Raw genomic sequence first — 22,642 nt, 5'->3', positions numbered from 1 at the left:
AATGCTTACTAGAAACCGCTCTCGCGCACGCCCAATGCCGCCAGCCGACGCCAGGCGCTGCCCAGCAGCGACTCCCGGGCCCCATCGAGCACCACCACCCCGCGCAGTGGCTGGTTCACGTCGGGCATCTCGGCCAGCGGGCTCAAGCGTACGCCGTATTGCGCCTGCACCGGCTCCGCGCGCTGCTGGGCATCGCGACGCACGGCCACCGGCCCATGGCGATCGGACGCCAGCGCCTCGAGCTCCAGCACCGCCACGCCAGTGGCATCGACCTGCTCGACGCGCACCGGCAACGCCGGCCGCCCCGGGTCATCGGCGATGAAACGTCCCTCGCTGCCAACCGCCACGCGCCACAGATCGGCCTCGGCCAGATAGCCCCGCAGGCGCAGGCCTGGCTCGACCACACGGCCGAGTGTCTGTGCCGGGCTGACCCATTGTCCTGGGGCCAGGTCGGTCGGCAGGTCACGCAGTACCCCCGCACGCGGCGCCCGCAGCTGTAGGCGCTCACGCTGGGCCGCCAGCCCGCGGTATTCGGCTACGGCCTCGGCCAACTGCTGCTCAAGCACGCCGGCATCGCCCGCCGTCTCGCTGCGGCCGGCCTGACGCCGCAACAGCAACTGCAGGATGTCGATCTCGCGACGCACGATGGACTGGCGCGAAGCCAGGTCGGGTGACTCCAGCTCCAGTAGTAACTCCCCCTGGGCGACCACCTGCCCTTCACGCACCGGCAGACGCTTCACCCGAGCCGCCACGGGCGCGTGCAAGGCGCTGACCCGGGACGCCTCGAGCATCGCCGGCACGTCCACCGCGCCGCGCCAGGGCACCACCAGCACGGCCAGCAGCAGCGCCAGCACGGCTGCGCCCCGCAATGCCTTGCCCGGCGCCGCCTGACCACGGCGCAGCCACCACTGCTGCAGCTCCTTCCACACTGGCAGGCCGATGAACCACACCAGTTCCACCAGCATCAGGAAGATGCCCAACACCTTGAAGAACAGGTGATACACCGCCAGGGCGATACCGAAGAACAAGACCGCGCGCCATAGCCAGGCGCCATACCCCCAGACCAGCAATCGCCGGCGCATCACCGGCGGCCAGGCTTCTGGAGCCGGCTCGCCATAGCCGAACAGGGCCTCGCGCAGACGCCAGCGACACAGGGCGAAGGCGCGCTGCTGCAGGTTCTCGACACCCCACAGGTCACTCACCAGGAAGTAGCCATCGAAGCGCATGAACGGGTTGAGGTTGACCAGCAAGGTGGTGATCCAGGTGGCACTGGCCAGCATGAATGCCGCCGTGCGCGCCGGGCCATCGGGCAACAGCGACCAGGCCAGCAGCGCCAAAACCGCCAGCACCAGCTCGGCGAACACCCCGCCGGCGTCGATCAGCAGCCGCGAACGGCGGTCACGCACCCGCCAGGCATCGCTGACATCGGTATAGAACATCGGCAGCAGCACCATGAACGCCAGCCCCATGCTCTGCACCCGGCAGCCGGCACGCTTGGCCATGAACGCATGGCCGAACTCGTGGCAGAGCTTGGCGAACCCCAGCGCCACGCCGAAGGCGAGGATGCCGCCCAGGCTGAACAGGTGCGGGAAGGTGGCGATGAAGCGCGACCAGTCGCGCGCCACCAGGAACACGCCCAACGCCAGCAGCAGCGGCAGGGCCACGCGCACCATCCAGCCGCCATAACGTTCGAGTACCGGCCAGGCACGATTGAGGAAAGCGTCCGGACGCCACAACGGAATCCGGAAGAACAGGTACTGGTGCAGCACGCGCGTCCACAGGCTCTGACGGCTCGCGGCGGCCTTGGTCGCATAGCTGTCGCGCTGGCGGGCGTCCTCGGCGCTGATCAGATCGTGCTGGCCGAGGAACAGCAACAGTTCTTCCAGCGCCTGCTGGTCGACGGCCAGGCCGGGTTCGGCATTGGCCGCCGCCAGCACATGCTGCGGGTCGCCCAGGCGCCAGTGTTGCAGCAAGCGCACGGCAATGGCACCGAGTTTGAAGTAGCGCCCGCGCAACGGGTCGGCGAGGGTCCACTGGGGCGCGCCATCGTGGCCAGGCGCCGCCGCGGACAGTTGCAGGTCGGCCCGCAGCGGCGGCAGGTTCATAGCCCTAGCCCCTGGCGCAATGCCGCCAGTGGTCGACGCAGCAGGTAGTAGACCAGCGGCGCGCGCTCGCCATACAGCTTGGCGGTCCCGCGCAGGCCGATCCGCGGCGGCGCCTCCTCGAAACCGGCATCAAGCCGGTAGGCGAGCTGCCCGGCGGCAGTCGCCTGGGCCTCGTAGGCGGCGCGCTGCAGACGAGCACCATGGCGATGCAGCGGATCGCTGTCGAGAAACAGCGCCACCTCGGCGCCAGGCTGCAAGGCGATGGCATCGCCCACCGGCAGTTCCAGGCGCAGCTCGGCCTGCTGCGGATCAGCCAGTTGCATCAGCCGCTCGCCGGTCTGCACCGGCTTGCCGGTCCAGCGCTCGGCATCGGCGAACACCGCGATCCCCGCGCGCTCGGCGCGGATCTCGCTGCGGCCGAGGAGCTGGCGGGCGTAATCCAGCTCGGCACGCTTCTGCTCCACACGAGCAGCCAGCAGATCAAGGCGTGCGTTGGACTCGGCGTCGCTGAAGGCGCGCTGGGTGCTGGCCTTGAGCTCAGCCTCGGCCACGCCAAGGGCGCGCCCGGCGACGTCGGCCTGGGCCTTGAGCGTGGTGGCATCGAAGCGCACCAGCACGTCGCCAACGGCGACCGTCTGGTTGGGCTTGACCAGAAATTCGGCGATCACCCCGTCCAGCGGCGCGGCGACCACCCGTCCCGCCCGTGGCACGACCTCGGCCGGTGCCAGCACCGACTGGCGCACCGGCACCAGCAATACCAGCAACAGTGCTGCGGCCACCGTCAGCAGACGCCGCCGTGGCCAGCGCAGGCGCCAGGGGCGGACCGGGTGCAGGGCCAGCCAGGCATGGGCGTAGGTATCGCCCAACTGGTTGAGCAGGGCCTGCTCGGCGGGGGTGAAGGCTTGATCACGGGCCAGCCACAGGCCACCGAACACGTCGCCGTTGCGGTCGAGCAGCGGCAACCAATAGGCATGAGCGGCCGACAATGATTGCCAGTCGGCCAGTGCCTGGTCATCCAGCCTGGCCGGGTCTACCACGGCGGCCTGAGCAGCCAATCCAGCCCTTTGCAAACGGTGAGCGGCGCGCTCGACGAACGCCACGAACGGCGCATGGGGCTCCACCACGCTGATGCCGGTCAGCGCCCGAACCTTGCCAGCGATCAGCAGCGCGGCATGACGAAAGCCGAACAACGCCTGGCCGTCATTGACCATGCTGTAAGCCAACTGCTCGGTGCTGGCGGCCTGGCGCGCCTGGCGCTGCAAACCGAGAAAGTGGGCGAAGGCATGCTCGGCCACACCTGCGGCAGCGGCGGTCATGGCTGTTGCGCGAAGTGGGCGGTACCGCTCATGCCGGCCAGCAGCCCTTGGCTGTCGCTGGGCAGTTCACCGATCAGTTGCAGGGTCTGGCTGCCTTCGTCGATCCGCGCGCCGACACGCTTGACCTGCGCCTGCAGCGGGCTGCCGGTTTCATCCGGAACGAATTCGAACGGCTGACCGGGCTTGAGCCGCCCCAACCAGCGTGAGGGTACCAGCAGATGGATTTCCAGCGAGCGATTGTCCACCACCTCGATCAACGGCGCACCGCTGGGCACGCTTTCATGGGGCTGGGCTCGGCGCTGCACAACCCGCCCGTCGAACGGCGCGCTGACCACGCAGCGTTTGATCTGCACCTGGTACACCTGAGCTTCGGCCTGGGCCTGGGCCTGCTTGGCCTCGGCCAGCGACACTTCGAACTGGCCGACTGACTTCAGGGCAGCCAACTGGCGGTTGTGCCTGAGTTCCTCACTGGCGGCACGCACGGCGGCCTGGGCGGCGTTGAGCTGGGCTTGATAGGCGCTGCAATCGAAGCGGGCCAGGGTGCTGCCCTTTTTGAAGTCCTGGCCATCGGCGAAAGGCATTTCGACGATGCGCCCGGCCAGTTCACTGGACAACACGGCCTGGTCACGGGCCCGCAGCACGCCACGGGGATTCTGTTCGGCGCTGCTGCTGGAGGCGGTGTCGAGCAAGGGGTCGGCAGGCGACTCGTCGGCATGCGCCAGCGGCAGGTGCAACACACACAAGATCAAAGCCAGACGGATACCGTGAAGCATGTTGCGCACTCCCTTGCGAGCTGGTTGCCGGGAGTGTAAGGCAAAAAATGATGGCACGGATACATCACCTGGATGAAGAACCGGGCGACTCGAAGGATCCGGCAAATCCTCCGAGTGGCGGTCAACGCCGTCGCAATGACCTCAACCCAGCGAACGCGCTCCCACGGCCCTGCGGGAATGTCCACGGGTGGTGACGATCCCCAGGAACGAGATCACGATCGCCAGGCTCAAGGTGGCGGTCACCTCGGCGCGGTGCTCCTCGGTGAACATCATCACGGCCAGGGCACCGCTGATGAACAGGATCACCGCCCAGGTCAGCCAGGGGAACAGCCACATGCGGAACTTGAGGTTGGCGTTCTCGCGCTCCAGCCGACCACGCATGCGCAGTTGCGAAATGGCGATCACCAGGTACACCAGCAGCGCGATGGCGCCGGAGCTGGCGAGCAGGAACTCGAACACGCCCTTGGGTGCAAAGTAGTTGAGGATGGCGATGGCTGCGCCGATCAGGGTGCTGCCGAATACCGCGGCGCGCGGTACACCCACCTTGGATGTGTGCTTCAGCAAGGCCGGGGCATCGCCACGCTTGGCCAGCGAGTACATCATCCGCGAAGCGATATAGATCGATGAGTTCATGCAGCTGGTCACCGCGATCAATACCACGATGTCGACCATCAGCGCCGCGTTCGGGATGTTCATGATTTCCAGCGCACGCTGGTAGGAACCCACTACCGCCAGTTGCGGGTCATTCCACGGCACCACCGAGATGATCACGAAGATCGACAATATATAGAACGTACTGATACGCCAGATCACCGAACGGGTGGCCTTGGCGATGTTGCGTGCCGGATCGCTGGACTCGGAGGCGGCGATGGTCACCGCCTCGGTGCCGATGAAGCTGAACATCACGGTGATGAAGGCACCGACCACCGCGGACCAGCCCTTGGGCGCGAAACCGCCGTGCTCGTCCATCAGCGTGCTCAGCCCACTGACCTCGCGCTCAGGCAACCAGCCCAGCAGCGCGGCGAAGCCCAGGCCGATGAAGCCGAGGATGGCGGTGACCTTGAGAATGGCGAACCAGAACTCGAACTCACCGTACTTGGCCACGCTGAACAGGTTGGTGCAGGCCAGCAGCAGCACCGAGGCCAGGGCGAAGATCCAGCTGTCCACCTGGGGGAACCAGGCGTTGAGCACATGCCCGGCGGCCAGCGCCTCGATGGGGATCACCAGTACCCAGAACCACCAGTACAGCCAGCCGATGGTGTAGCCGGCCCAACGACCGATGGCCTGGTCGGCGTAGGTGGAAAACGAGCCGGTGTCGGGGTGGGCCACGGCCATTTCGCCGAGCATGCGCATGACCAGCACCACCAGGGTGCCGGCCACGAAATAGGAGAGGATGGTGGCCGGGCCGGCCGCCGCGATGGCGTGCCCGGAGCCGACGAAGAGCCCCGCGCCGATGATGCCGGCGATGGACAGCATCGTTACGTGACGTGGCTTGAAACCTTGAGCAAGGTTGCCATCAGTTCCCACGGTGTTCATTGGTCTTGTTCTCTTTTTGCTGACACAAGGAAGGGACGGGCAGGGGCAGGCGAAACGGTCTCCTCGGCAAAGGGCGGAGTACGTTGCGCACGCTCTGTTACGGCCTTCTCACGCGCCCGGGCAACGCACCGTGGGGATGCGGGCTTCACTTTAAGCCGGGCGCGGCGCGAGCAAAATGCTCGAAAACGTCAGACAACTGTTCGATCACGACACCGCGTGCCCACGCACGTCAGTCAAGCCCCCGGACGTGCCTGTTTGCGTCAGTCGCGGTCACGCCGGTAGTGCCAGTAGAAGTTCACCACCGCGAACACCACGATCACCGTGACGATCATCAGGCCGATCTGCAGATTGCTCATGGTGTTCTCCAACTGGCGATTCCAGGGAATGAAGGGGTGGGCCGCACAGCAGGGCGCTCGGTTTGCGCAGGGGACGCGACAGGGCGACGCCCCCGGGCCAGACGCTTGAGCGCCAGCACCATGAGCACGCCCAGCAGCACCATCGCCAGCACCAGCAAGGCATAGGCCAGCCACCAGGGCACGCCCGCGGTCATCATGCTGAACTCGGACATGCCGCCAATGCTGGCGATCAGGTTCAGCGGCAGGAACACCACGTTGATCAGGGTGAGCTTGCGCAGAGTCTCGTTCATCGCATTGTTGGCCAGGTTGCCACGGGCGTCCATCAAGCCCGCGAACACCGTCGAGTAGATCTCGGCCTGCTTGTGGCACTGGTCGTTCTCGATGACCAGGTCGTCGATCAGCGCCAGCACCTCAGGGTTGAAATGGCGCTTCTCACCATGGGCGCGCAGGCGCGAGAGCACCGCGCCATTGCTGTGGATGGCGTTGATGTAGTGAATCAGGCTCTCGCTGAGGTTGAACATCTGCATCAGGTGGTGGTTCTCCAGCGACTGCTCGAAGCGTTGCTGCAGCTCGCGGGCGACCATCTTGATCACCTTCAGGTGCCCCAGGTAGTGATGCAGGTTGTCCAGCAGGATGGCCAACAGCACATCCATCGGATCGTGCAGCGCATGGCGCTGCCCGAGGCCGTCGAGTAAAGAGGCATCCGGGGCGATCAGCACCAGGTGGCCGTCGACCATCAGCATGCCGAACGAGGACACCTGGAAGACGAAGCTGTCGCCACCGGTGTAGCTCTGCGGACGCTTCCAGATCAGGAACAGGCCATCGCGATGCAATTCGATGCGCGACACCTCGTCCGGATCCAGCGCCGAAGCCAGGGCATGGGCATCCAGGTGGAACCAGGCCTGCAGCAGCTCACGCTCGGCACTGTCCGGTTCGACGAACAGCAGCACCTCGCGATCGAGCCCCTCGCGCTTGCGCAACTGACCATGGGCCAGGCTGTAGCTTTCGATCATGCCAGCACCTCGTTACCAGGCTTGCCCCCGGCGCTTCTGCTCCAGGCGGCGGATGAATTCCTCCAGCACCAGGGTGTAGAGGTCGTCGTGCAGGTAGGCGTCCTCGATGCCGGCGTCGAGGTTGGGGTTGTCGTTGACCTCGATCACCACCACCCGGTCACCGACCTGCTTGAGGTCGACGCCGTACAGGCCATCGCCGATCAGATTGGCGGCCTTCACCGCCAAATCCACCACCGCGCGTGGCGCTTCGTGCACAGCCAGAGTGCGGCATTCGCCGTTGACCTCGTCGCGCTGGGCCTGATGGTTGAAGATCTGCCAGTGGCCCTTGGACATGAAGTACTGGCAGGCGAAGATCGGCTTGCGGTTGAGCACGCCGATGCGCCAGTCGTATTCGGTGTAGAGGTATTCCTGGGCCAGTAGCAGCACCGAGTGCTCGAACAGTTCGGCGGTGGCGGCCTGGAGTTCGGCGGCGTCCTTGACCTTGATCACGCCCCGCGAGAAACAGCCGTCAGGGATCTTCAGCACCAGTGGAAAGCCCAGCCGCTCGCCAATACCTTCCAGCGCCTGGGGGTTGTCGCGGTAGAGGATTTCGCTGGCCGGCATGGCCAGGCGATGACTGCGCAACAGGTCGGTCAGGTAGACCTTGTTGGTGCAGCGCAGGATCGACGCCGGGTCGTCCATCACCACCAGCCCTTCGCTCTCGGCCTTCTTGGCAAAGCGATAGGTGTGGTTGTCGACGCTGGTGGTCTCGCGGATCAGCAGCGCGTCGTATTCGGCCAGGCGGGCGTAGTCCTTCTTGCCGATCAGCTCGACGTCGACCCCGAGCTGGCGACCGGCACGAATGAAGTGCTCCAGCGCCTTGGGGTTCGACGGCGGCAGCGCCTCATCAGGGTCGTGGAGGATCGCCAGGTCGTAGCGCGCCACCCGCCGCGAGCGCGGTTGACGCCAGATCCGCCGGCTGAAGCCATCGAGGGCATTGGCGAAGGGGTCCTGCTGGTCTTCACGCAACTTGTGCAGCGCGCCGACCTTGACCCCGGCGATATGCCAGGTGCTGGTCTTGCGGAACTCCACCAGCAGGATCGGGCACGGGAAGCTTTCGAACAGCTGGCGGGCAATGTCTTGCAGCGGTTCCAGATCGGTACGGCCGAAATACAGGGTCAGGGTGAACCCTTCGGTTTCGCCGTAGGGGTGATTGGCCAGGGCACTTTCCAAGCTGCGCGCCATGTCGTCCAGGGCCAATCCATATAACGACTTGCGGGTCAATTCACTGATACTTCTGACCGAAGGAATGACTTTGTGTCCGCGCGCCTCGGCCAACAACGAACAATAATAACCGTGGCCTAGATACTTATAATTACGACATAGGTTTATTACCTGGACACGCTTGCCGTTATCGGCTTCGCGTGGCGCCTCCAGGTATTCCTGGGCCGTCACGACATCCTCGCTGGGCAGGTACGAAGCCCAGTCCTCACGCCGCTCCACGATGATAACCAGCTGACTTGACTTGTTATCCAGGGTCAGTGGATAAATAACACCAGCCGTACGTGAGTGTGAACTTTCCCCGGGCCAGCCAGGTAAGGGTTCCTGAAACGATGACATATTTGAAGCCCTGTGTTGGGTAGACACGGTTTCTATTAAGCACGAAGTTTTTCGAATGTCCCGTTTCATTACGCAACTTTTACGGCGGCCCTATGCACATCGAATTTCGCCTGGCAACTGTTGACGACCTGCCGGCCCTGCTGGCGCTGGAGAACCAGTGCTTCGCGCTCGACCGGCTGACCCCGCGCAGCTTTCGCTGGATGCTGTCCCACGCCAACGCCAGCCTGCTGGTGGCGCAACGCGACGGCCAGTTGATGGGTTATGCGCTGTTACTCTTCCACCGTGGCACCTCGCTGGCCCGGCTGTATTCCATCGCCATTGCCGAACAGGCGCGTGGCCATGGCCTTGGTGCCAGGCTGCTGGAACAGGCCGAGCGCTGCGCCCTGGAGCATGACCGTGCCTACCTGCGTCTTGAGGTACGCACCGACAACCCCAAGGCCATCGCCCTGTATGAACGCCATGGCTATCGCCGCTTTGCCCTGGTCGATGACTACTACGAGGACCACACCAGCGCCCTGCGTTACGAGAAGCGCATCCTCCCACACCCGGCGGGCGAGACGCGCTTGGTCCCCTACTACGCCCAGACCACCGACTTCACCTGCGGCCCGGCCTGCCTGCTGATGGCCATGGCCGCCCTGCAACCGCTGCGCCCGCCAAGCCGGCGCGAGGAACTGCGCCTGTGGCGCGAGGCGACCACCGTGTTCATGACCTCCGGCCACGGCGGTTGCAGCCCCCATGGCCTGGCCCTGGCCGCCTGGCGCCGGGGCTTTCGCGTACGGCTGCTGCTCAATACCGAAGGGCCGCTGTTTCTCGACGGTGTGCGCCAGCCCGGCAAGAAGGAGGTCATGCGCCTGGTCCATGAGGACTTCTGCGCCGAGTTGCAGGACAGCGACGTGGTCATCGCGCGGCAGGCGCCCAACCTGCCTCGGGTGCTGGCCGAAGGCGGCCTGGCGCTGGTGCTGATCAGCAACTACCGGCTGACCGGCAGCAAGGCACCGCACTGGGTGCTGGTCACCGCCTGCGACGACGACTTCGTCTACCTGCACGATCCCGACACCGACCACGCTCGTCACCGCCAGGCCCTGGACTGCCAGCACCTGCCGGTCAGCCACCAGGCGTTCCAGCGCATGAGCCTGTTCGGCGGGCGCAAGTTGCGGGCGGCGGTGGTGGTGTATGCAGGGGGTGAAACTGCGGTGTAAACAGAGACCCCCCCCCTTGACCTCGGTGCGGGCGGCCACCTTTCTGCGCCTGCCCCCGACCGCGATAGCACAAACCCTTACAACTTTTCATCCGCGCAACGGTTAACGTTCACCCTCAAATTACGGACAGGTATGGACGCCATGGCACTCCTCGCCGACGACCCCTCCCTCGCGCAAGTCGAGCACTATCGCGACGACCCGCACCTGCGCGCCGAACTCAATGCCCTCACCCGTCAGACCTACGGCTTCGACTTCGAAGATTGGTACCAGGCTGGCTTCTGGCAAGAAGACAACCAGCCGTGCTCACTGGTTCGCAGCGGTAAAATGCTGGCCGACGCCTCGGCCAACCTGCTCGACTTCACCCTCGATGGCCAGCCTCTGCGTTGTGTCCAGATCGGCACGGTGATGACAGCGCCTGCGGCACAAGGCCGTGGCTACAGCCGCTACCTGATGGAAGTGCTTGTAGAGCGTTGGGCAGGTAAATGTGACCTGTTGTACCTGTTCGCCAATAGCACCGTGCTGGATCTCTATCCCCGGTTCGGCTTCCGCCGGGTGATCGAACACGAATATTTCCAAGCCAGGTCGACGCCCCCTGAGGTCAGCACGTTCCATCCTGTGGATCTTGGCGACAGCACACAACGTGAACACTTCATGGCAGCGGTAATGAAGAGTTGCCCACAGGCACGGTTGAGCCTCGTGCCGAATGTACCGTTGACAATGTTCTACTGTGACGGCCCCTACCGAGAAGCCTTGTTCCATTCCTCAAGACACGAGGCATACGTGGTGGTGGAGCACGACGGCGAGCGGATGGTGCTGGTGGATGTATTCTGCGAGCGCGAACTGGTGCTGGCCGATGTGGTGGCCGAACTGGTCAGGGCAACGACCCGGGAGGTGCTGCTGGGGTTTGCGCCGCTGAGCAGCGAGGGCTTCGCGGCGCGGGTTGTGGATAACGATGATGCACTGTTCGTCTGGGGTGCATCGAAAACCTATGTCGATGGACAGGTGCTGATGTTTCCGCTGCTGTCCCACACCTGAATGGGTACTGGGGCTGCGTGGGAGCATCGGCGCGCCCCCGCCCCCGCCCCCACACCAAACCAGGCGCTTGCTCACTCCAACACCTTGGGGAGAGCGTCACCAGGTCAGGCAGATCTTGCCGAAATGCCTGTTGCTCTCCTGGTACTTGAAGGCCTCGACCATCTGCTCCAGCTCGAAATGCTTGTCCACCACCGGCCGCAGGCCATTGGCGTCGATAGCGCGAACCATCGCCTGCTGCTGAGCGCGGCTGCCTACCAGCACGCCCTGCAGGCGAATCTGCCGCACCAGCGCCTGCACCAGCGGCAACTGCCCGGCCACGCCAGTGAGGATGCCGATCAGCGACACATGTCCGCCGATCCGGGCGGCAACCATCGACTGCTCCAGCGTGGCCGGGCCGCCGACTTCGATCACATGATCCACACCGCGTCCGCCGGTCAGCGCACGAACCTTCTCGCCCCAGGCGGGCGTGGTCTTGTAGTTGATCAGGTGATCCGCGCCCAGTGCCTTGAGACGCTCCAGCTTGGCATCGCTGGACGAGGTGGCGATCACCATGGCGCCGGCCAGCTTGGCGAATTGCAGGGCGAAGATCGACACGCCGCCGGTACCCTGCACCAGCACGCTATCGCCGGGCTTGAGGTGGTCATCGCCCATCAAGGCGCGCCAGGCGGTGAGGCCGGCGGTGGTCAGGGTCGCCGACTCGGCATGGCTGTAGCCCCTGGGCGCCAGGGTGAAGGAGCTGGCCCGGGCGGTCACCTGTTCACGGGCATAGCCGTCGATGCCGTCGCCCGGCACGCTGGCAAAACCCTCGACCAGTGCCTGACCATCGAGCCAGTCGGGGAAGAAGGTGCTGACCACCGCATCGCCGACCTGAAACTCGCTGACCCCGGCGCCCACCGCGACCACTTCGCCGGCACCGTCAGCCATGGGGATGCGCCGCTCGCTCGGCCCCCACATGCCGCTGACCACGGCGAAATCGTGATAGTTGAGGGAGCTGGCATGCAGGCGCACGGTGATCTCGCCGGCCTTGGGCGCGGCGGTTTCGCAAGTGCCGACCTGGACCTTGTCGTAGCCGCCGCCGGGCAGGACATAAAGGGCCTTGGTGTTCATGGGTGAGGTCTCCATCGTGGCAAAAGGTGCAGTGCAGCTTAGCCCTTTCGCGGCACAAGGCCGCTCAGAGGGAGCGCGCAGGGCATGAGGGATGTCAGCCGAGCAACGCCCTCAGCGCCCGGCAATCGGCCGCATGCCAGTCGGCCAACTGCGGCCATGGGTTGTCCGGCAGGTTGACCAATACAGTGCGGGTGCCTGCGGCCCGGCCGCAGTCCAGGTCGAAGCGGTAGTCACCGACCATCACCATCTCAGCGGGGCTCACGCCCCAGGCCCGGGCGATCTGCAGCAGCCCGTCAGGGCTGGGCTTGGGCGCCGCCTCGTCGCGCCCCAGAATATGCTCGACCGGGAAGCAGTCAGCCAGGCCGATGGCCTCGAGGGTGACATGGGCCAGTTCGCGGGCATTGCGGGTGAGGATGGCCAGCCGGCAGTCACGCCCGGCCAACTCACGCACCAACTCCACCGCGCCGTGCGCGGCCTTGGAGGCGATCGCCAGGTCGCGTTCGTGCTCCAGTAGCCAGGCATGCTTGGCCGCCGCCTCCTCCGCCGGCAAGGCGGCCAGGTGGGTGAGGATGTCGTGGTCGGACGGAATGTCGAGCGCCTCGCGGATGGCCGCGAAGTCATGCACGGCGACCGTCAGGGTGCCATCCATGTCGAATACCCAGTGGCGAATATCCCGGAGGCTCATGCCCAGTCCTTGCGATGGCGGATCAGGCCTTCCTGGGTGGACGAGGCCACCAGTTGCCCGGCGCGGTTGAAGATGCTGCCACGGCAGAAACCACGGGCATTGCCGGCCCAAGGGCTGTCGGTGGCGTACAGCAGCCACTCGTCGGCGCGCAGGTTGCGGTGGAACCACAGCGAATGGTCGAGGCTGGCGATCTGCATGTCCTTGCGCCACACCGACTTGCCATGGGGCAGCAGGGAGGTGGTCAGCAGGCCGAAGTCCGAGGCGTAGGCCAGCAGGTACTTGTGCAGCGCCGGGATGTCCGGGAGGTTGCCGTCGGCACGGAACCAGGCGTACTTGATCGGCTCGCCGGGCTTGGGATCGAACGGATCGCGCTCGGTGACCGGGCGGATCTCGATGGGCTTCGCGCACAGCACCTTTTCGCGGATGCGCTCGGGCAGCTTGTCGGCCATGGCGCTGGCCAGCTCGACTTCGCTGGGCAGGTTTTCCGGGCCGACAACGTCCGGCATCTGCGCCTGATGCTCGAAACCCTCCTCGTCGTACTGGAACGACGCGCTGCAGGTGAAGATCGGCTGGCCCTTCTGGATCGCCGTGACCCGCCGGGTGCTGAAGCTGCCGCCGTCGCGCACACGGTCCACCGAATAGACCACCGGCATGCTGGCATCGCCCGGGCGCAGGAAGTAACCGTGCAGCGAATGCACATGGCGGGCGTCCTCGACCGTCTGGCTGGCCGCCGACAGCGACTGGCCGAGCACCTGGCCACCGTACAGCTGGCGGAAGCCCAGGTCCTGGCTGCGTCCGCGGAACAGGTTCTCCTCGATGGACTCGAGGCTCAGCAAGTCGACCAGATCGTCGAGTACATGGCTCATGGGGTTCTCCTGGCAAGGCAATACGGCGCGGTTATACCGGCGAATGATACAGGGTTTTGCCGTTCGTCCCGTCGTACGAATGGCGACCTATTCAGCCGCGCAGGTTCTGTTGCCAGCGATCACGGTCGATGCGGTACAGCACATGGGGGCGCAGTGGATCGCCGACGGGCAGGCGCGGATGCTCGAAGCTGCCCGCCAGGTCCTGGACCATGCCAATGGCTTGCATCACCTTCTGCGACGGCAGATTGCCCTCGGTGGTGAACGACACCACCTCGTCCAGGTGCAACTGGGCGAAGGCACAGCGCAGGCAGGCCCAGGCCGCCTCGCTGGCGAAGCCCAGCCCCCAGTGGCGGCGGGCCAGGCGCCAGCCGATCTCGACCGCCGGGCCGAACGGGGCGTCGAAGTTGACGTGGAGCAGGCCGGTCATGCCGATGAAGGCGCCGCTGTCCTTGCGCTCCAGGGCCCACAGGCCAAAGCCGTACTCGTTGAAATGGCCACGGATCCGGCCAATCAGCGCCGCCGCCTCGACCCGGGTCATCGGCGCGGGGAAGTAGCGCATCACCTGCGGGTCGGCGCACAGGGCAGCGAACTCGCGCAGGTCGTCGTCCTGCCATTGGCGCAACACCAGGCGCGGACTTTCCAGTTCGAGAAGGGGGGTCATGGGCACGGCTCCGAAATCACGGTCTGGCAGTGTACAGCGTAGGCCGCGCGCATCAGTCAACCGATGCTTTTTTCACATCGGCTTCACCGCCCCCCGACAGGCCGCTTCGCACAATGCCGGCACATACCGCGGCCTTCGTCGACGCCGCACTGCCATCGGAGTGACGCATGCACCCCAGCAACACCCTGCACAATCCGGCCCTGCTGGCCCCCCGCAAACGCCGCCGCTCGCGCACCGCGGTCGGCGCCGCCATCGGCCTGCTCCTGGCACTGGCCGGGGCCAGCACCTGGCTAGCGACGAGGACGCACATCGTGAACCTTGGCAACGAGCAACAGTTGAGCGACAGCGGCCTGCTGCAGGATTGGAAGGAAGGTGCGGTGATCGTGATGATCCGCCACGCCGAACGCTGCGACAGTGCCCCTGGGCCGTGCCTGGACGATCCGACCGGCATCACCGTGTCCGGCAGCCAGGCGGCGCAACGGGTCGGCCAGGGCCTGCAGCAACTGGGGTTGGCCGGCGCCGACCTGCTTAGCAGCCCGAAGCTGCGCACCCGCCAGACCGCGCACTTCATCCTCGGCCAGGCCGTGACCAGCGAAGACTGGCTGGAGCGCTGCGAGCACCCGTTCCCGGCCGAGGCCATGGCCCGCAAACGGCCCGGGCACAACCTGGTGCTGGTGACTCACAACGGTTGCATCGATCACTTCGCCCGCCAGCAGCATGTACCGGGCGGCGAACGGGAGAGCGGCTACGTCAGTGCGCTGTTCGTGTCGGTGGATGGCAACGGCAAGGCGCGGATCCTCGGGCGGATGAACGAGCCGGACTGGCAGAGGGTGCTGGCATCGGCAGGTCAATGAGCGAATAGCAGGCCCAGATTCGGTTGGCATCGGAGCCACCAAAGCTGGCAAGATCGGTGCTCGCCCCCATCGCGTCGACACCATGCCCCTGCCGCTGATCTACCACGACGACTACAGCCCGGAGTTCCCGCCGGACCATCGCTTCCCGATGGACAAGTTCCGCCTGTTGCGCGACCACTTGGTGGACAGCGGCCTGACCACCGACGCCGCCTTGCTGCGCCCGGAGATCTGCCCCAACGACATCCTCGCCCTGGCCCATGACCGCGACTACATCGAGCGCTACATGAACGGCGAATTGTCCCGCGAGGACCAGCGCCGCCTCGGCCTGCCCTGGAGCGAAGCCCTGGCCCGGCGCACCGTGCGCGCCGTGGGCGGTTCGCTGTTGACCGCCGAGCAGGCGCTGCAACACGGCATCGCCTGCCACCTGGCCGGCGGCACCCATCACGCCCACTATGACCACCCGGCCGGTTTCTGCATCTTCAACGACCTGGCGGTGATCAGCCGTTATTTGCTGGAGGCCGGTCGCGTGCACCGGGTGCTGATCTTCGACTGCGACGTGCACCAGGGCGACGGTACCGCGCGCATACTCCAGGACACTCCGGAAGCGATCACCGTGTCACTGCACTGCGAGCAGAACTTCCCGGCACGCAAGGCCCAGAGCGACTGGGACATCCCCCTGCCCCGCGGCATGCACGACAGCGCCTACCTCAAGGTGGTCGAGGACGCGCTGAACTACCTGCTGCCGCTGTACCAGCCCGACCTGGTGCTGTACGACGCCGGCGTCGATGTGCACAAGGACGACGCCCTGGGCTATCTGAACCTGACCGACGCAGGCCTGGCCGCCCGCGACGAACACGTGTTGCGCCAGTGCCTGGGCCGCGACATCCCGGTGGTGGGCGTGATCGGCGGCGGCTACAGCAAGGACCGCGAAGCCCTCGCCCGGCGCCACGGTATCCTCCACCACAGCGCGGCGCGGGTGCTCGGTTGTTCACAATGACTGTGGAACCGCTTGTGGATAACCTGCGGGAAAGCCGCTCCAGCCCTCTAGCTTCCTGAGCTGCAGAAAATTGATCGTTTTTTGAGCTGTGTCGTGGCAGGCCCCGCTGAGGTAGAATGCGCGGCCTTTTCCACAGCCTGTCGCCCGCCATGAACGATCCCCGCCCCGCTTCCAGCCCCCTTGTCGCCGTGATCGGCGGCGGCCCTGCCGGCCTGATGGCCGCCGAGACCCTGGCCCGGCGCGGGATGGCGGTGCAAGTGTTCGACGCCATGCCCTCGGTGGGCCGCAAGTTCCTGCTGGCCGGCGTCGGTGGCATGAACATCACCCATTCCGAGCCCTACCCCGCCTTCGTCGGCCGCTACGGCGCGCGCCAGGGCGAGATCGACACCCTCCTGCGCGACTTCGATGGCCAGGCCCTGCGCCAGTGGATTCACGGCCTGGGCATCGAAACCTTCGTCGGCACCTCGGGCCGCGTGTTCCCTCGCGACATGAAGGCCGCGCCACTGCTGCGCGCCTGGCTCAAGCGCCTGCGCGAGTCCGGCGTGGTTATCCACACCCGGCACCGCTGGCTGGGCTGGACAGCCGAAGGCGCCCTGCGGATGAGTTATCCACAAGGCGAGCTGCAGGTACGGGCCGATGCCGTGATACTGGCCCTGGGTGGCGGCAGCTGGGCGCGCCTGGGCTCGGACGGCGCCTGGGTGCCGCTGCTGGCTGAGCGGGGTGTGGATATCTCTGCGCTGCGGGCGAGCAACTGCGGTTTCGAGGTCGAGGGTTGGAGCGATCTGCTCAAGGACAAGTTCGCCGGCGCCCCGCTGAAAAACATCGCCCTCGGCATGCCCGGCACCGCCTCGCGCAAGGGCGAATTCATCCTCACCGCCCAAGGGGTGGAGGGCAGCCTGGTGTATGCCTGGTCGGCGGCGCTGCGCGAAGCGATCGAACGCGACGGGCGGGCGACGCTGCTGCTCGACCTGCTGCCGGACCGGCCTGTGGACAAGATTGCACAGGCCCTGGCCAAGCCCAGGGGATCGCGCTCGATGGCCAAGCACCTGCACGGCCAGCTGGGGATCGACGGGGTGAAGGCGGCCTTGTTGCGCGAGCTGACCGACCAGGCGACCTTTGCCGACCCCGAGCGCCTGGCGGCGGCGATCAAGGCGTTGCCGATCATGCTGGTGCGGACCCGGCCATTGGACGAGGCGATCAGCAGTGCCGGTGGCGTGCGCTTCGAAGGGTTGGATGAAGGGCTGATGGTGCGCAACCTGCCTGGGGTCTTCTGCGCGGGCGAGATGCTGGATTGGGAAGCGCCGACGGGGGGCTACCTGCTGACGGCGTGTTTCGCCAGTGGTTTGCGGGCGGGAAATGCGGCGGCGGATTGGCTGGCGCGCCTGGCCTGAGCAATGCCGGGGCTGCTACGCAGCCCCGGTGACTTCAAGGTTTGCGCTTGCCAGGCTTGCCGCCAAAGCTCGGCACCTTGCGCACCGCCTTGACCGCCGGTGCCGAAGCCCCCGCCTCCTCGCTGTCCATCCAACGCCCCAGGCCGCGCTTGGCACTGTTCTCTTTCGGCTTCTTGGGTTTCTTCGGTTTCTTCAGCACCTGACCACTGGCGTCGGTCACCGGCACCCGGTGATCGGGGATGAAGTCCGGCTCCTCATGGCGCGGCAGCACCTGGCGGATCAGGGTCTCTATCGACGCCAGCAGTTGCACCTCGTCGGCGCACACCAGCGAGATCGCCTCGCCCTTGTTGCCCGCGCGGCCGGTGCGGCCGATACGGTGCACATAGTCCTCGGCGACGATCGGCAGGTCGAGGTTGACCACCAGTGGCAAGTCATCGATATCCAGGCCGCGGGCGGCCACGTCGGTGGCCACCAGCACCTGGACCTCACGGGCCTTGAAGCTGTCCAGGGCGCGCTGGCGGGTAGCCTGCGGGCGATCGCCGTGGATGCCGTCGGCGTTCACGCCTTCGGCTAGCAGGCGCTCGACCAGTTGGTCCACGCCATTGCGGGTCTTGGCGAACACCAGCACCTGCTTCCAGCGCTGCTTGCGCAGCAGGTGGCAGAACAAGTCGGCCTTGCGCTTCTTGTCCACCGGCACCAGCCATTGCTTGACCGTGTTGGCAGCGGCATTTCGCGGGCTGACTTCGATGCTCAGCGGGTCGTTCAGCGCCAGGCCCGCGAGCAGGCGGATCTGGTCGGAGAAAGTGGCGGAGAACAGCAGCGTCTGGCGCTTGCGCGGCAACGCCGCATACACCGCCTGCAGCTCCTCGGCGAAGCCCAGGTCGAGCATGCGGTCGGCTTCGTCGAGCACCAGGGTCCGCACCTGGCCGAACTTGATGGCGTTCTGGCGGAACAGGTCGAGCAGACGGCCCGGGGTGGCCACCAGCAGGTCGACGCCGCGGCGCAGGCGCATCATCTGCGGGTTGATGCTGACGCCGCCGTACACCGCGTAGGTGGACAGTGGCAGGTTCTCGGCGTACTCACGCACGTTGGCGTGGACCTGCTCGGCCAGTTCGCGGGTCGGCACCAGCACCAGCGCACGCACCGAGTTGCTGGCGACCTTCTCCCCTTCCAGCGCCAGGCGCTGCAGCACCGGCAGGGCGAAGCCGGCGGTCTTGCCGGTGCCGGTCTGGGCGGCGGCCATCAGGTCGCGGCCGGCGAGCACGGCGGGGATGGCCTTGGCCTGGACCGGGGTGGGCGTGGTGTAGTCCAGCGTCTGCAGGGTGCGCAGCAGCGGTTCAATCAGGCCGAGTTGGGCGAAATTCATGGCAATACCGTCAGGGGGTTCAGCGAAGGCGGCAAGTTTACCCCAGTGCCACGGTGGCCGGTATTTACTTGCACACCCCTTCTTTAAGCGGCACGGGCGACTCCGGCGCCTTGCGCCACTGCGGCAGGCCGATCAGCACTACCGCGCCGATGATCACCGCCATCGCCACGCATTCCTCGGCGCCGATCTGCTCGCCGGCGAAGACGATCCCCAGCAGCACCGCCACCGCAGGGTTGACGTAGGCATAGCTGGTGGCCGCCGCCGGACGCACGTGCTTGAGCAGGTACATGTAGGAACTGAACGCCAGGATCGAGCCAAAGAACACCAGGTAGGCCAGCGCGCCCCAGCCAGCGGCGGTGGGCATCTGAGTCAGGCGCTCGCCGCTGACGGCGCTGCCGATCAGCAGCGCGGCACCGCCCACCAGCATTTCAGCGGCGCTGGCCATCGGGCCCTGGGGCAGTGGCAGGCTCTTGCTCCACACCGAACCGAAGGCCCAGGCCGCCGCGGCGAACAGGATCAGCGCCGCGCCCATGGGGCTGGCCTGCAGGTTCGAACCCATGTTGAGCATGCCGATGCCGACCAGCCCAAGAGCGATCCCCGCCCACTCCAGGCGCGAGTTGCGATGGCCGAAGAACAGGCCGAACACCAGGGTGAACAGCGGCACCGTGGCCACCGCCAGTGCCGCCACGCCCGAGGCGACCCCGGCGTGCTCGGCCAGGGTCACCCCGCCGTTGCCGCAACTGAGCAGCAGGAAACCGATCGCTCCGGCCGCACGCCACTGAGGCCAGGTCGGCGCAGGCGCGCCGCGCCAGCGCAGAAAGCCGTACAACAGGCTGCCGGCAATCAGGAAACGCACCCCGGCCATCAACATTGGCGGCCAGGATTCCACGCCGATGCGGATAAACAGATAGGTCGAGCCCCAGACCAGGTACAGGGCGAGAAAGGCGCCGACAAGCAACAACGGGAAGCGACGGGAGGAGGACATGGCAAGGGCTCGAAATCCGTTTACGGGTGGATTAGTTTAGAAAGGCCCAGGCGCAAACTTAAGTTACAAAACACGTTTAAAATACCGAAACACTTTGTAATGCATGGTTATGTGGCGCCTTTCCAATCGATTACAAAGTCAGCAGGAGTCCCCATGGACAAGTACGACCGCATGCTCCTCGCCGCCCTGCTGGAAAACGGGCGGGCCACATACGCGCAGTTGGCGCGCCAGGTCAATCTCTCGGCCCCGGCAGTGGCCGAGCGGGTGGCCAAGCTTGAGGCCTGCGGCGTGATCAGCGGCTACACGGCCAAGGTCGACCTGGAGAAGATCGGCCTGCCGATCCAGTGCGTGATGGAACTGCGCCTGGCCAGCCATGGCAATCAGCAGGCCTACGAGGCCCTGGAGAAAATCCCCGAACTCACCGAATGCCATCGGGTGACCGGCGACCCGTGCGTGATCATGCAGGCGGCCGTCACCTCGATGGGCGAGCTGGAGGCGCTGATCAACCGCGTATCTCAGTTGGGCTTCACAAAGACGTCGATCATCCTGTCGAGCGCGGTGGCGCGACGGGTGCCGCTGGGGCATCTGGACAGCAACGGCAAGAAAGGCTGAAGCCCACTCCCTTATACGTGCGCGGCTCGCAGCATCACAGATCAGTGGCGCAGCAGTAGCCGGCCTTCGATAGGCACGTAACGGTTTGCGGCGCGGATCACCGACAACGCGGTCAAGCCCGGCACACCGTATACGACGGTTTCCACGCCATGGCGTTGCATCGCTCGCTCCAGCAACAAGTCAAAATCACCGTCGCCCGAGGCCAGCACCACTTGGTCGACCCGCGCCGCCGCCTCGATGACATCGAGGGTGATGCCCACGTCCCAATCGCCCTTGGCCGAGCCATCGGCGCGTTGGATGAAGGGTTTCAGGCGCACCTCGAACCCCAGGTTGCGCAGGATCTGCTGGAACTGCTGCTGCTTGCTGTCGCCACGGTCGATGGCATAGGCCACGGCTTCGACAATCTGCCCTTCGCGGCTGACCTCGGCCCACAGCGCGGCGTAGTTGAAGTGGCAGCCATGACCTTGGCGAACCGTGTAGTAGAGGTTCTGCACATCGGCGAACAGCGCGATTTTCTTCACCTGGAGCCTCTCACTGGCAGTGGTAAACGCTCGCGGGGCAAGCCCGCTCCCACGCCATGGTGGGAGCGGGCTTGCCCCGCGATAGGAAGCAGCAGTATGCCAGAGCCCTCAGACGTAATCGTCGTCCGAGAAGAAGCCGCCATCGTCACCGCTGTAATCGGCATCGGCATAACCACCCTGGTCATTGCCCCAGCCACCGTTGTCCGCCACCTGACGCTGGCTGTCCTGGTCGTTCCAGCCGCCAGCGTCGCTGGCTGGCGCCGGCTCCTCCTTGATCACCTCGACGATTTCTTCAGGCTGCGAGTGATGGTTGAACAGGCTGCTGATGCCCTGGGCCAGCAACACGCCACCGGCCACGCCCGCGGCGGTCTGCATGGCGCCACCGAGAAAGCTGCTGGCGCCGCTGCGCGCCGGCGCGGGTGGCGCACCGAAACCCTGCTGCTGCGGTGGCGGGGCATACGCCTGGGGCGCCGGTTCACGCCAGCCTCCCGAGGAAGTAGGCGGCGCGGCCGGGCGCTGCGGCTCTGGATTGCGGGCTCCCGCGCCGAAGATACTGGAGAGGAAACCACCGCCACTGCTGGGGCGGCTCGCATCCACTTGCGCACGCGCCTGGCGCAGCTCGGCCTCGAGCTGCTTGTTCTGCTCGTCCAGGCGCTTGATCGCCGCCTCCTGGACCAGGATCGCCTGGGCCATGTAGTAAGGCGCCGCCGGCTGCTGGCGCAGGTGCTCCTCGATGCGCGCCTGGGCCTGGGCATCGCGCGGCTGGGCCGGGTCCTCGGCTTGCTTGAGACGGCCGAACAGGCCGTCGATCAGGGTTTGTTCTTCAGTGTTCATCGGGGCAACCTCGTGCGCTGAACAGGACATCGGACAGCGTCAAAGATGGAGGCCCGGATGTCGCGATTCAATTGTCCGGGCCATGAAACTTTTTTCAGCAAGCGGGCCGACTGGGCTAAAGTTACGCCCTGCTTTTTCTGCCATGCGATGTTGACCGATGAATCCGCTGAGCGTTCTGCGCGACTCCTTGTACTTCTTCCGCCGTCACCTGACGAGCATCCTGCAACTGTGCCTGCCGTTGGTCGTGCTTGAGGCCCTCGGCACCCAATTGCTCTACAGCCAGCTGGGCGAGCAGGCCTCGCCGGTCTACGGCATGCTTGTCAGCCTGCTGTTCTACCCGCTGTATAGCGCCGCACTGATCCTTTACCTCGACACCCGCAGCAACGGCCAGGACACCGCCAAGCGCGACCTGTTCGCCCGCGCGCTGCAGCTTTGGCCGATGCTGGCCCTGCTGATCGTGATCAGCTCGCTGCTGATCATGGCGGGCCTGGCGCTGCTGATCTTCCCCGGCGTGTGGATCATGGTGAACCTGGTGTTCGCCGAGTACCTGCTGGTGCTGCGCGGCCTGCCGGTGATCGAGTCGATGCGCACCAGCGCGCGCATGACCACTGGGCATTTCCTGCGCATCATGGTCTGCATGCTTTCGGTGCTGGCGCCATTGTGGTTGATCGACGGTCTGCTGCTGCAGTTGTTCCCCGAGCCGCAGCCCGGCGTGCAACTGGCCCTGGACAGTCTCAGCGGCTTCCTGCAGCTGTTCAGCACCGTGGTGCTGTACCGCCTGTTCATGCTGCTCGAAGGTGAAGCCGGCGCTTGAGACCGGCATTCACCAAG

21 protein-coding genes are annotated in these 22,642 nt (G+C 65.9%); 7 read left to right on the top strand and 14 right to left on the bottom strand.

What is annotated here, in order from left to right; all coding sequences use genetic code 11:
* Positions 1–8: 8 nt before the first annotated feature.
* The 6 genes from AC25ND_RS20210 to AC25ND_RS20185 form a co-directional block, all read right to left on the bottom strand.
* On the bottom strand, positions 9–2,105 hold the full coding sequence (locus tag AC25ND_RS20210; RefSeq protein ID WP_486976551.1) for a site-2 protease family protein: 2,097 nt from the start codon (positions 2,103–2,105) through the stop codon (positions 9–11).
* Positions 2,102–3,421 (bottom strand): efflux RND transporter periplasmic adaptor subunit, encoded by a 1,320-nt coding sequence (locus AC25ND_RS20205; RefSeq protein WP_028692051.1) that lies wholly within the window; start codon positions 3,419–3,421, stop codon positions 2,102–2,104. Before AC25ND_RS20205 ends, AC25ND_RS20210 begins: the two co-directional genes overlap by 4 nt.
* Positions 3,418–4,194 carry an efflux RND transporter periplasmic adaptor subunit gene (locus tag AC25ND_RS20200; RefSeq protein ID WP_207851889.1) on the bottom strand — a complete coding sequence of 259 codons (777 nt, stop codon included), beginning with the start codon at positions 4,192–4,194 and terminating at the stop codon, positions 3,418–3,420. Before AC25ND_RS20200 ends, AC25ND_RS20205 begins: the two co-directional genes overlap by 4 nt.
* A gap of 141 nt (positions 4,195–4,335) precedes the next feature.
* The gene (gene gabP, locus AC25ND_RS20195; RefSeq protein WP_028692053.1) at positions 4,336–5,730 is read right to left on the bottom strand and encodes a GABA permease; all 1,395 of its coding nucleotides are present in this window, start codon (positions 5,728–5,730) and stop codon (positions 4,336–4,338) included.
* Positions 5,731–6,082: 352 nt separating this feature from the next.
* Positions 6,083–7,099 (bottom strand): magnesium transporter CorA family protein, encoded by a 1,017-nt coding sequence (locus AC25ND_RS20190; RefSeq protein ID WP_486976550.1) that lies wholly within the window; start codon positions 7,097–7,099, stop codon positions 6,083–6,085.
* 12 nt (positions 7,100–7,111) lie between these two features.
* Positions 7,112–8,698, bottom strand: coding sequence for a RimK family protein (locus AC25ND_RS20185; protein ID WP_028692055.1), 1,587 nt, complete (start codon positions 8,696–8,698; stop codon positions 7,112–7,114).
* Between the two features lie 92 nt (positions 8,699–8,790).
* Between AC25ND_RS20185 and rimI the strand changes: the two genes are divergently transcribed.
* Together rimI and AC25ND_RS20175 are read left to right on the top strand one after the other, a co-directional pair.
* Positions 8,791–9,897 (top strand): ribosomal protein S18-alanine N-acetyltransferase, encoded by a 1,107-nt coding sequence (gene rimI / locus AC25ND_RS20180; RefSeq protein WP_028692056.1) that lies wholly within the window; start codon positions 8,791–8,793, stop codon positions 9,895–9,897.
* 141 nt (positions 9,898–10,038) lie between these two features.
* Positions 10,039–10,932 (top strand): GNAT family N-acetyltransferase, encoded by an 894-nt coding sequence (locus tag AC25ND_RS20175; protein WP_486976549.1) that lies wholly within the window; start codon positions 10,039–10,041, stop codon positions 10,930–10,932.
* Positions 10,933–11,028: 96 nt separating this feature from the next.
* On the opposite strand, the gene AC25ND_RS20170 is transcribed toward AC25ND_RS20175, so the two are convergent.
* The 4 genes from AC25ND_RS20170 to AC25ND_RS20155 form a co-directional block, all read right to left on the bottom strand.
* Positions 11,029–12,039 carry a zinc-dependent alcohol dehydrogenase family protein gene (locus tag AC25ND_RS20170; RefSeq protein ID WP_028692058.1) on the bottom strand — a complete coding sequence of 337 codons (1,011 nt, stop codon included), beginning with the start codon at positions 12,037–12,039 and terminating at the stop codon, positions 11,029–11,031.
* 94 nt (positions 12,040–12,133) lie between these two features.
* Positions 12,134–12,724, bottom strand: a complete 591-nt coding sequence (locus tag AC25ND_RS20165) for an HAD family hydrolase (protein WP_028692059.1) — start codon at positions 12,722–12,724, stop codon at positions 12,134–12,136.
* A complete protein-coding gene (tesB, locus tag AC25ND_RS20160; protein WP_062361994.1) occupies positions 12,721–13,590 on the bottom strand; it encodes an acyl-CoA thioesterase II in 870 nt (289 codons plus the stop codon). Before tesB ends, AC25ND_RS20165 begins: the two co-directional genes overlap by 4 nt.
* A 91-nt stretch (positions 13,591–13,681) precedes the next feature.
* Complete coding sequence (locus tag AC25ND_RS20155; RefSeq protein WP_028692061.1) at positions 13,682–14,251, bottom strand: GNAT family N-acetyltransferase; 570 nt, start codon at positions 14,249–14,251, stop codon at positions 13,682–13,684.
* Between the two features lie 167 nt (positions 14,252–14,418).
* On the opposite strand from AC25ND_RS20155, the gene pmrG reads away from it, so the two are divergent.
* The 3 genes from pmrG to AC25ND_RS20140 all read left to right on the top strand — a co-directional run bounded on the left by pmrG (position 14,419) and on the right by AC25ND_RS20140 (position 17,493).
* Positions 14,419–15,105, top strand: a complete 687-nt coding sequence (gene pmrG, locus AC25ND_RS20150) for a lipopolysaccharide core heptose(II)-phosphate phosphatase PmrG (RefSeq protein WP_062361992.1) — start codon at positions 14,419–14,421, stop codon at positions 15,103–15,105.
* Between the two features lie 82 nt (positions 15,106–15,187).
* Complete coding sequence (locus AC25ND_RS20145; RefSeq protein ID WP_486976548.1) at positions 15,188–16,102, top strand: histone deacetylase family protein; 915 nt, start codon at positions 15,188–15,190, stop codon at positions 16,100–16,102.
* 149 nt (positions 16,103–16,251) lie between these two features.
* On the top strand, positions 16,252–17,493 hold the full coding sequence (locus AC25ND_RS20140) for a TIGR03862 family flavoprotein (protein ID WP_028692064.1): 1,242 nt from the start codon (positions 16,252–16,254) through the stop codon (positions 17,491–17,493).
* 34 nt (positions 17,494–17,527) lie between these two features.
* Here AC25ND_RS20140 and rhlE1 read toward each other — a convergent pair whose 3' ends face one another.
* Together rhlE1 and yedA are read right to left on the bottom strand one after the other, a co-directional pair.
* Positions 17,528–18,859: an RNA helicase RhlE1 gene (gene rhlE1, locus AC25ND_RS20135; protein ID WP_028692065.1), complete on the bottom strand. Its 1,332-nt coding sequence runs from the start codon at positions 18,857–18,859 to the stop codon at positions 17,528–17,530.
* Between the two features lie 64 nt (positions 18,860–18,923).
* The gene (yedA, locus tag AC25ND_RS20130; RefSeq protein ID WP_028692066.1) at positions 18,924–19,844 is read right to left on the bottom strand and encodes a drug/metabolite exporter YedA; all 921 of its coding nucleotides are present in this window, start codon (positions 19,842–19,844) and stop codon (positions 18,924–18,926) included.
* A gap of 153 nt (positions 19,845–19,997) precedes the next feature.
* Here yedA and AC25ND_RS20125 point away from each other — a divergent pair, with 153 nt between their 5' ends.
* The gene (locus tag AC25ND_RS20125; protein ID WP_028692067.1) at positions 19,998–20,456 is read left to right on the top strand and encodes an Lrp/AsnC family transcriptional regulator; all 459 of its coding nucleotides are present in this window, start codon (positions 19,998–20,000) and stop codon (positions 20,454–20,456) included.
* Positions 20,457–20,497: 41 nt separating this feature from the next.
* On the opposite strand, the gene AC25ND_RS20120 is transcribed toward AC25ND_RS20125, so the two are convergent.
* Positions 20,498–20,977, bottom strand: coding sequence for an NYN domain-containing protein (locus AC25ND_RS20120; RefSeq protein ID WP_028692068.1), 480 nt, complete (start codon positions 20,975–20,977; stop codon positions 20,498–20,500).
* Positions 20,978–21,085: 108 nt separating this feature from the next.
* Positions 21,086–21,811 (bottom strand): DUF2076 domain-containing protein, encoded by a 726-nt coding sequence (locus AC25ND_RS20115; RefSeq protein WP_028692069.1) that lies wholly within the window; start codon positions 21,809–21,811, stop codon positions 21,086–21,088.
* Positions 21,812–21,968: 157 nt separating this feature from the next.
* Here AC25ND_RS20115 and AC25ND_RS20110 point away from each other — a divergent pair, with 157 nt between their 5' ends.
* Entirely contained in the window at positions 21,969–22,625 is a 657-nt protein-coding gene (locus AC25ND_RS20110) for a YciC family protein (RefSeq protein WP_028692070.1), read from the top strand.
* Positions 22,626–22,642 lie beyond the last annotated feature (17 nt).

It is taken from the genome of Pseudomonas sp. P110(2024) (genome assembly GCF_057480795.1).
The sequence above is the reverse complement of the archived record's forward strand: the minus strand, read 5'-3'. Positions and strand labels throughout refer to the sequence as shown.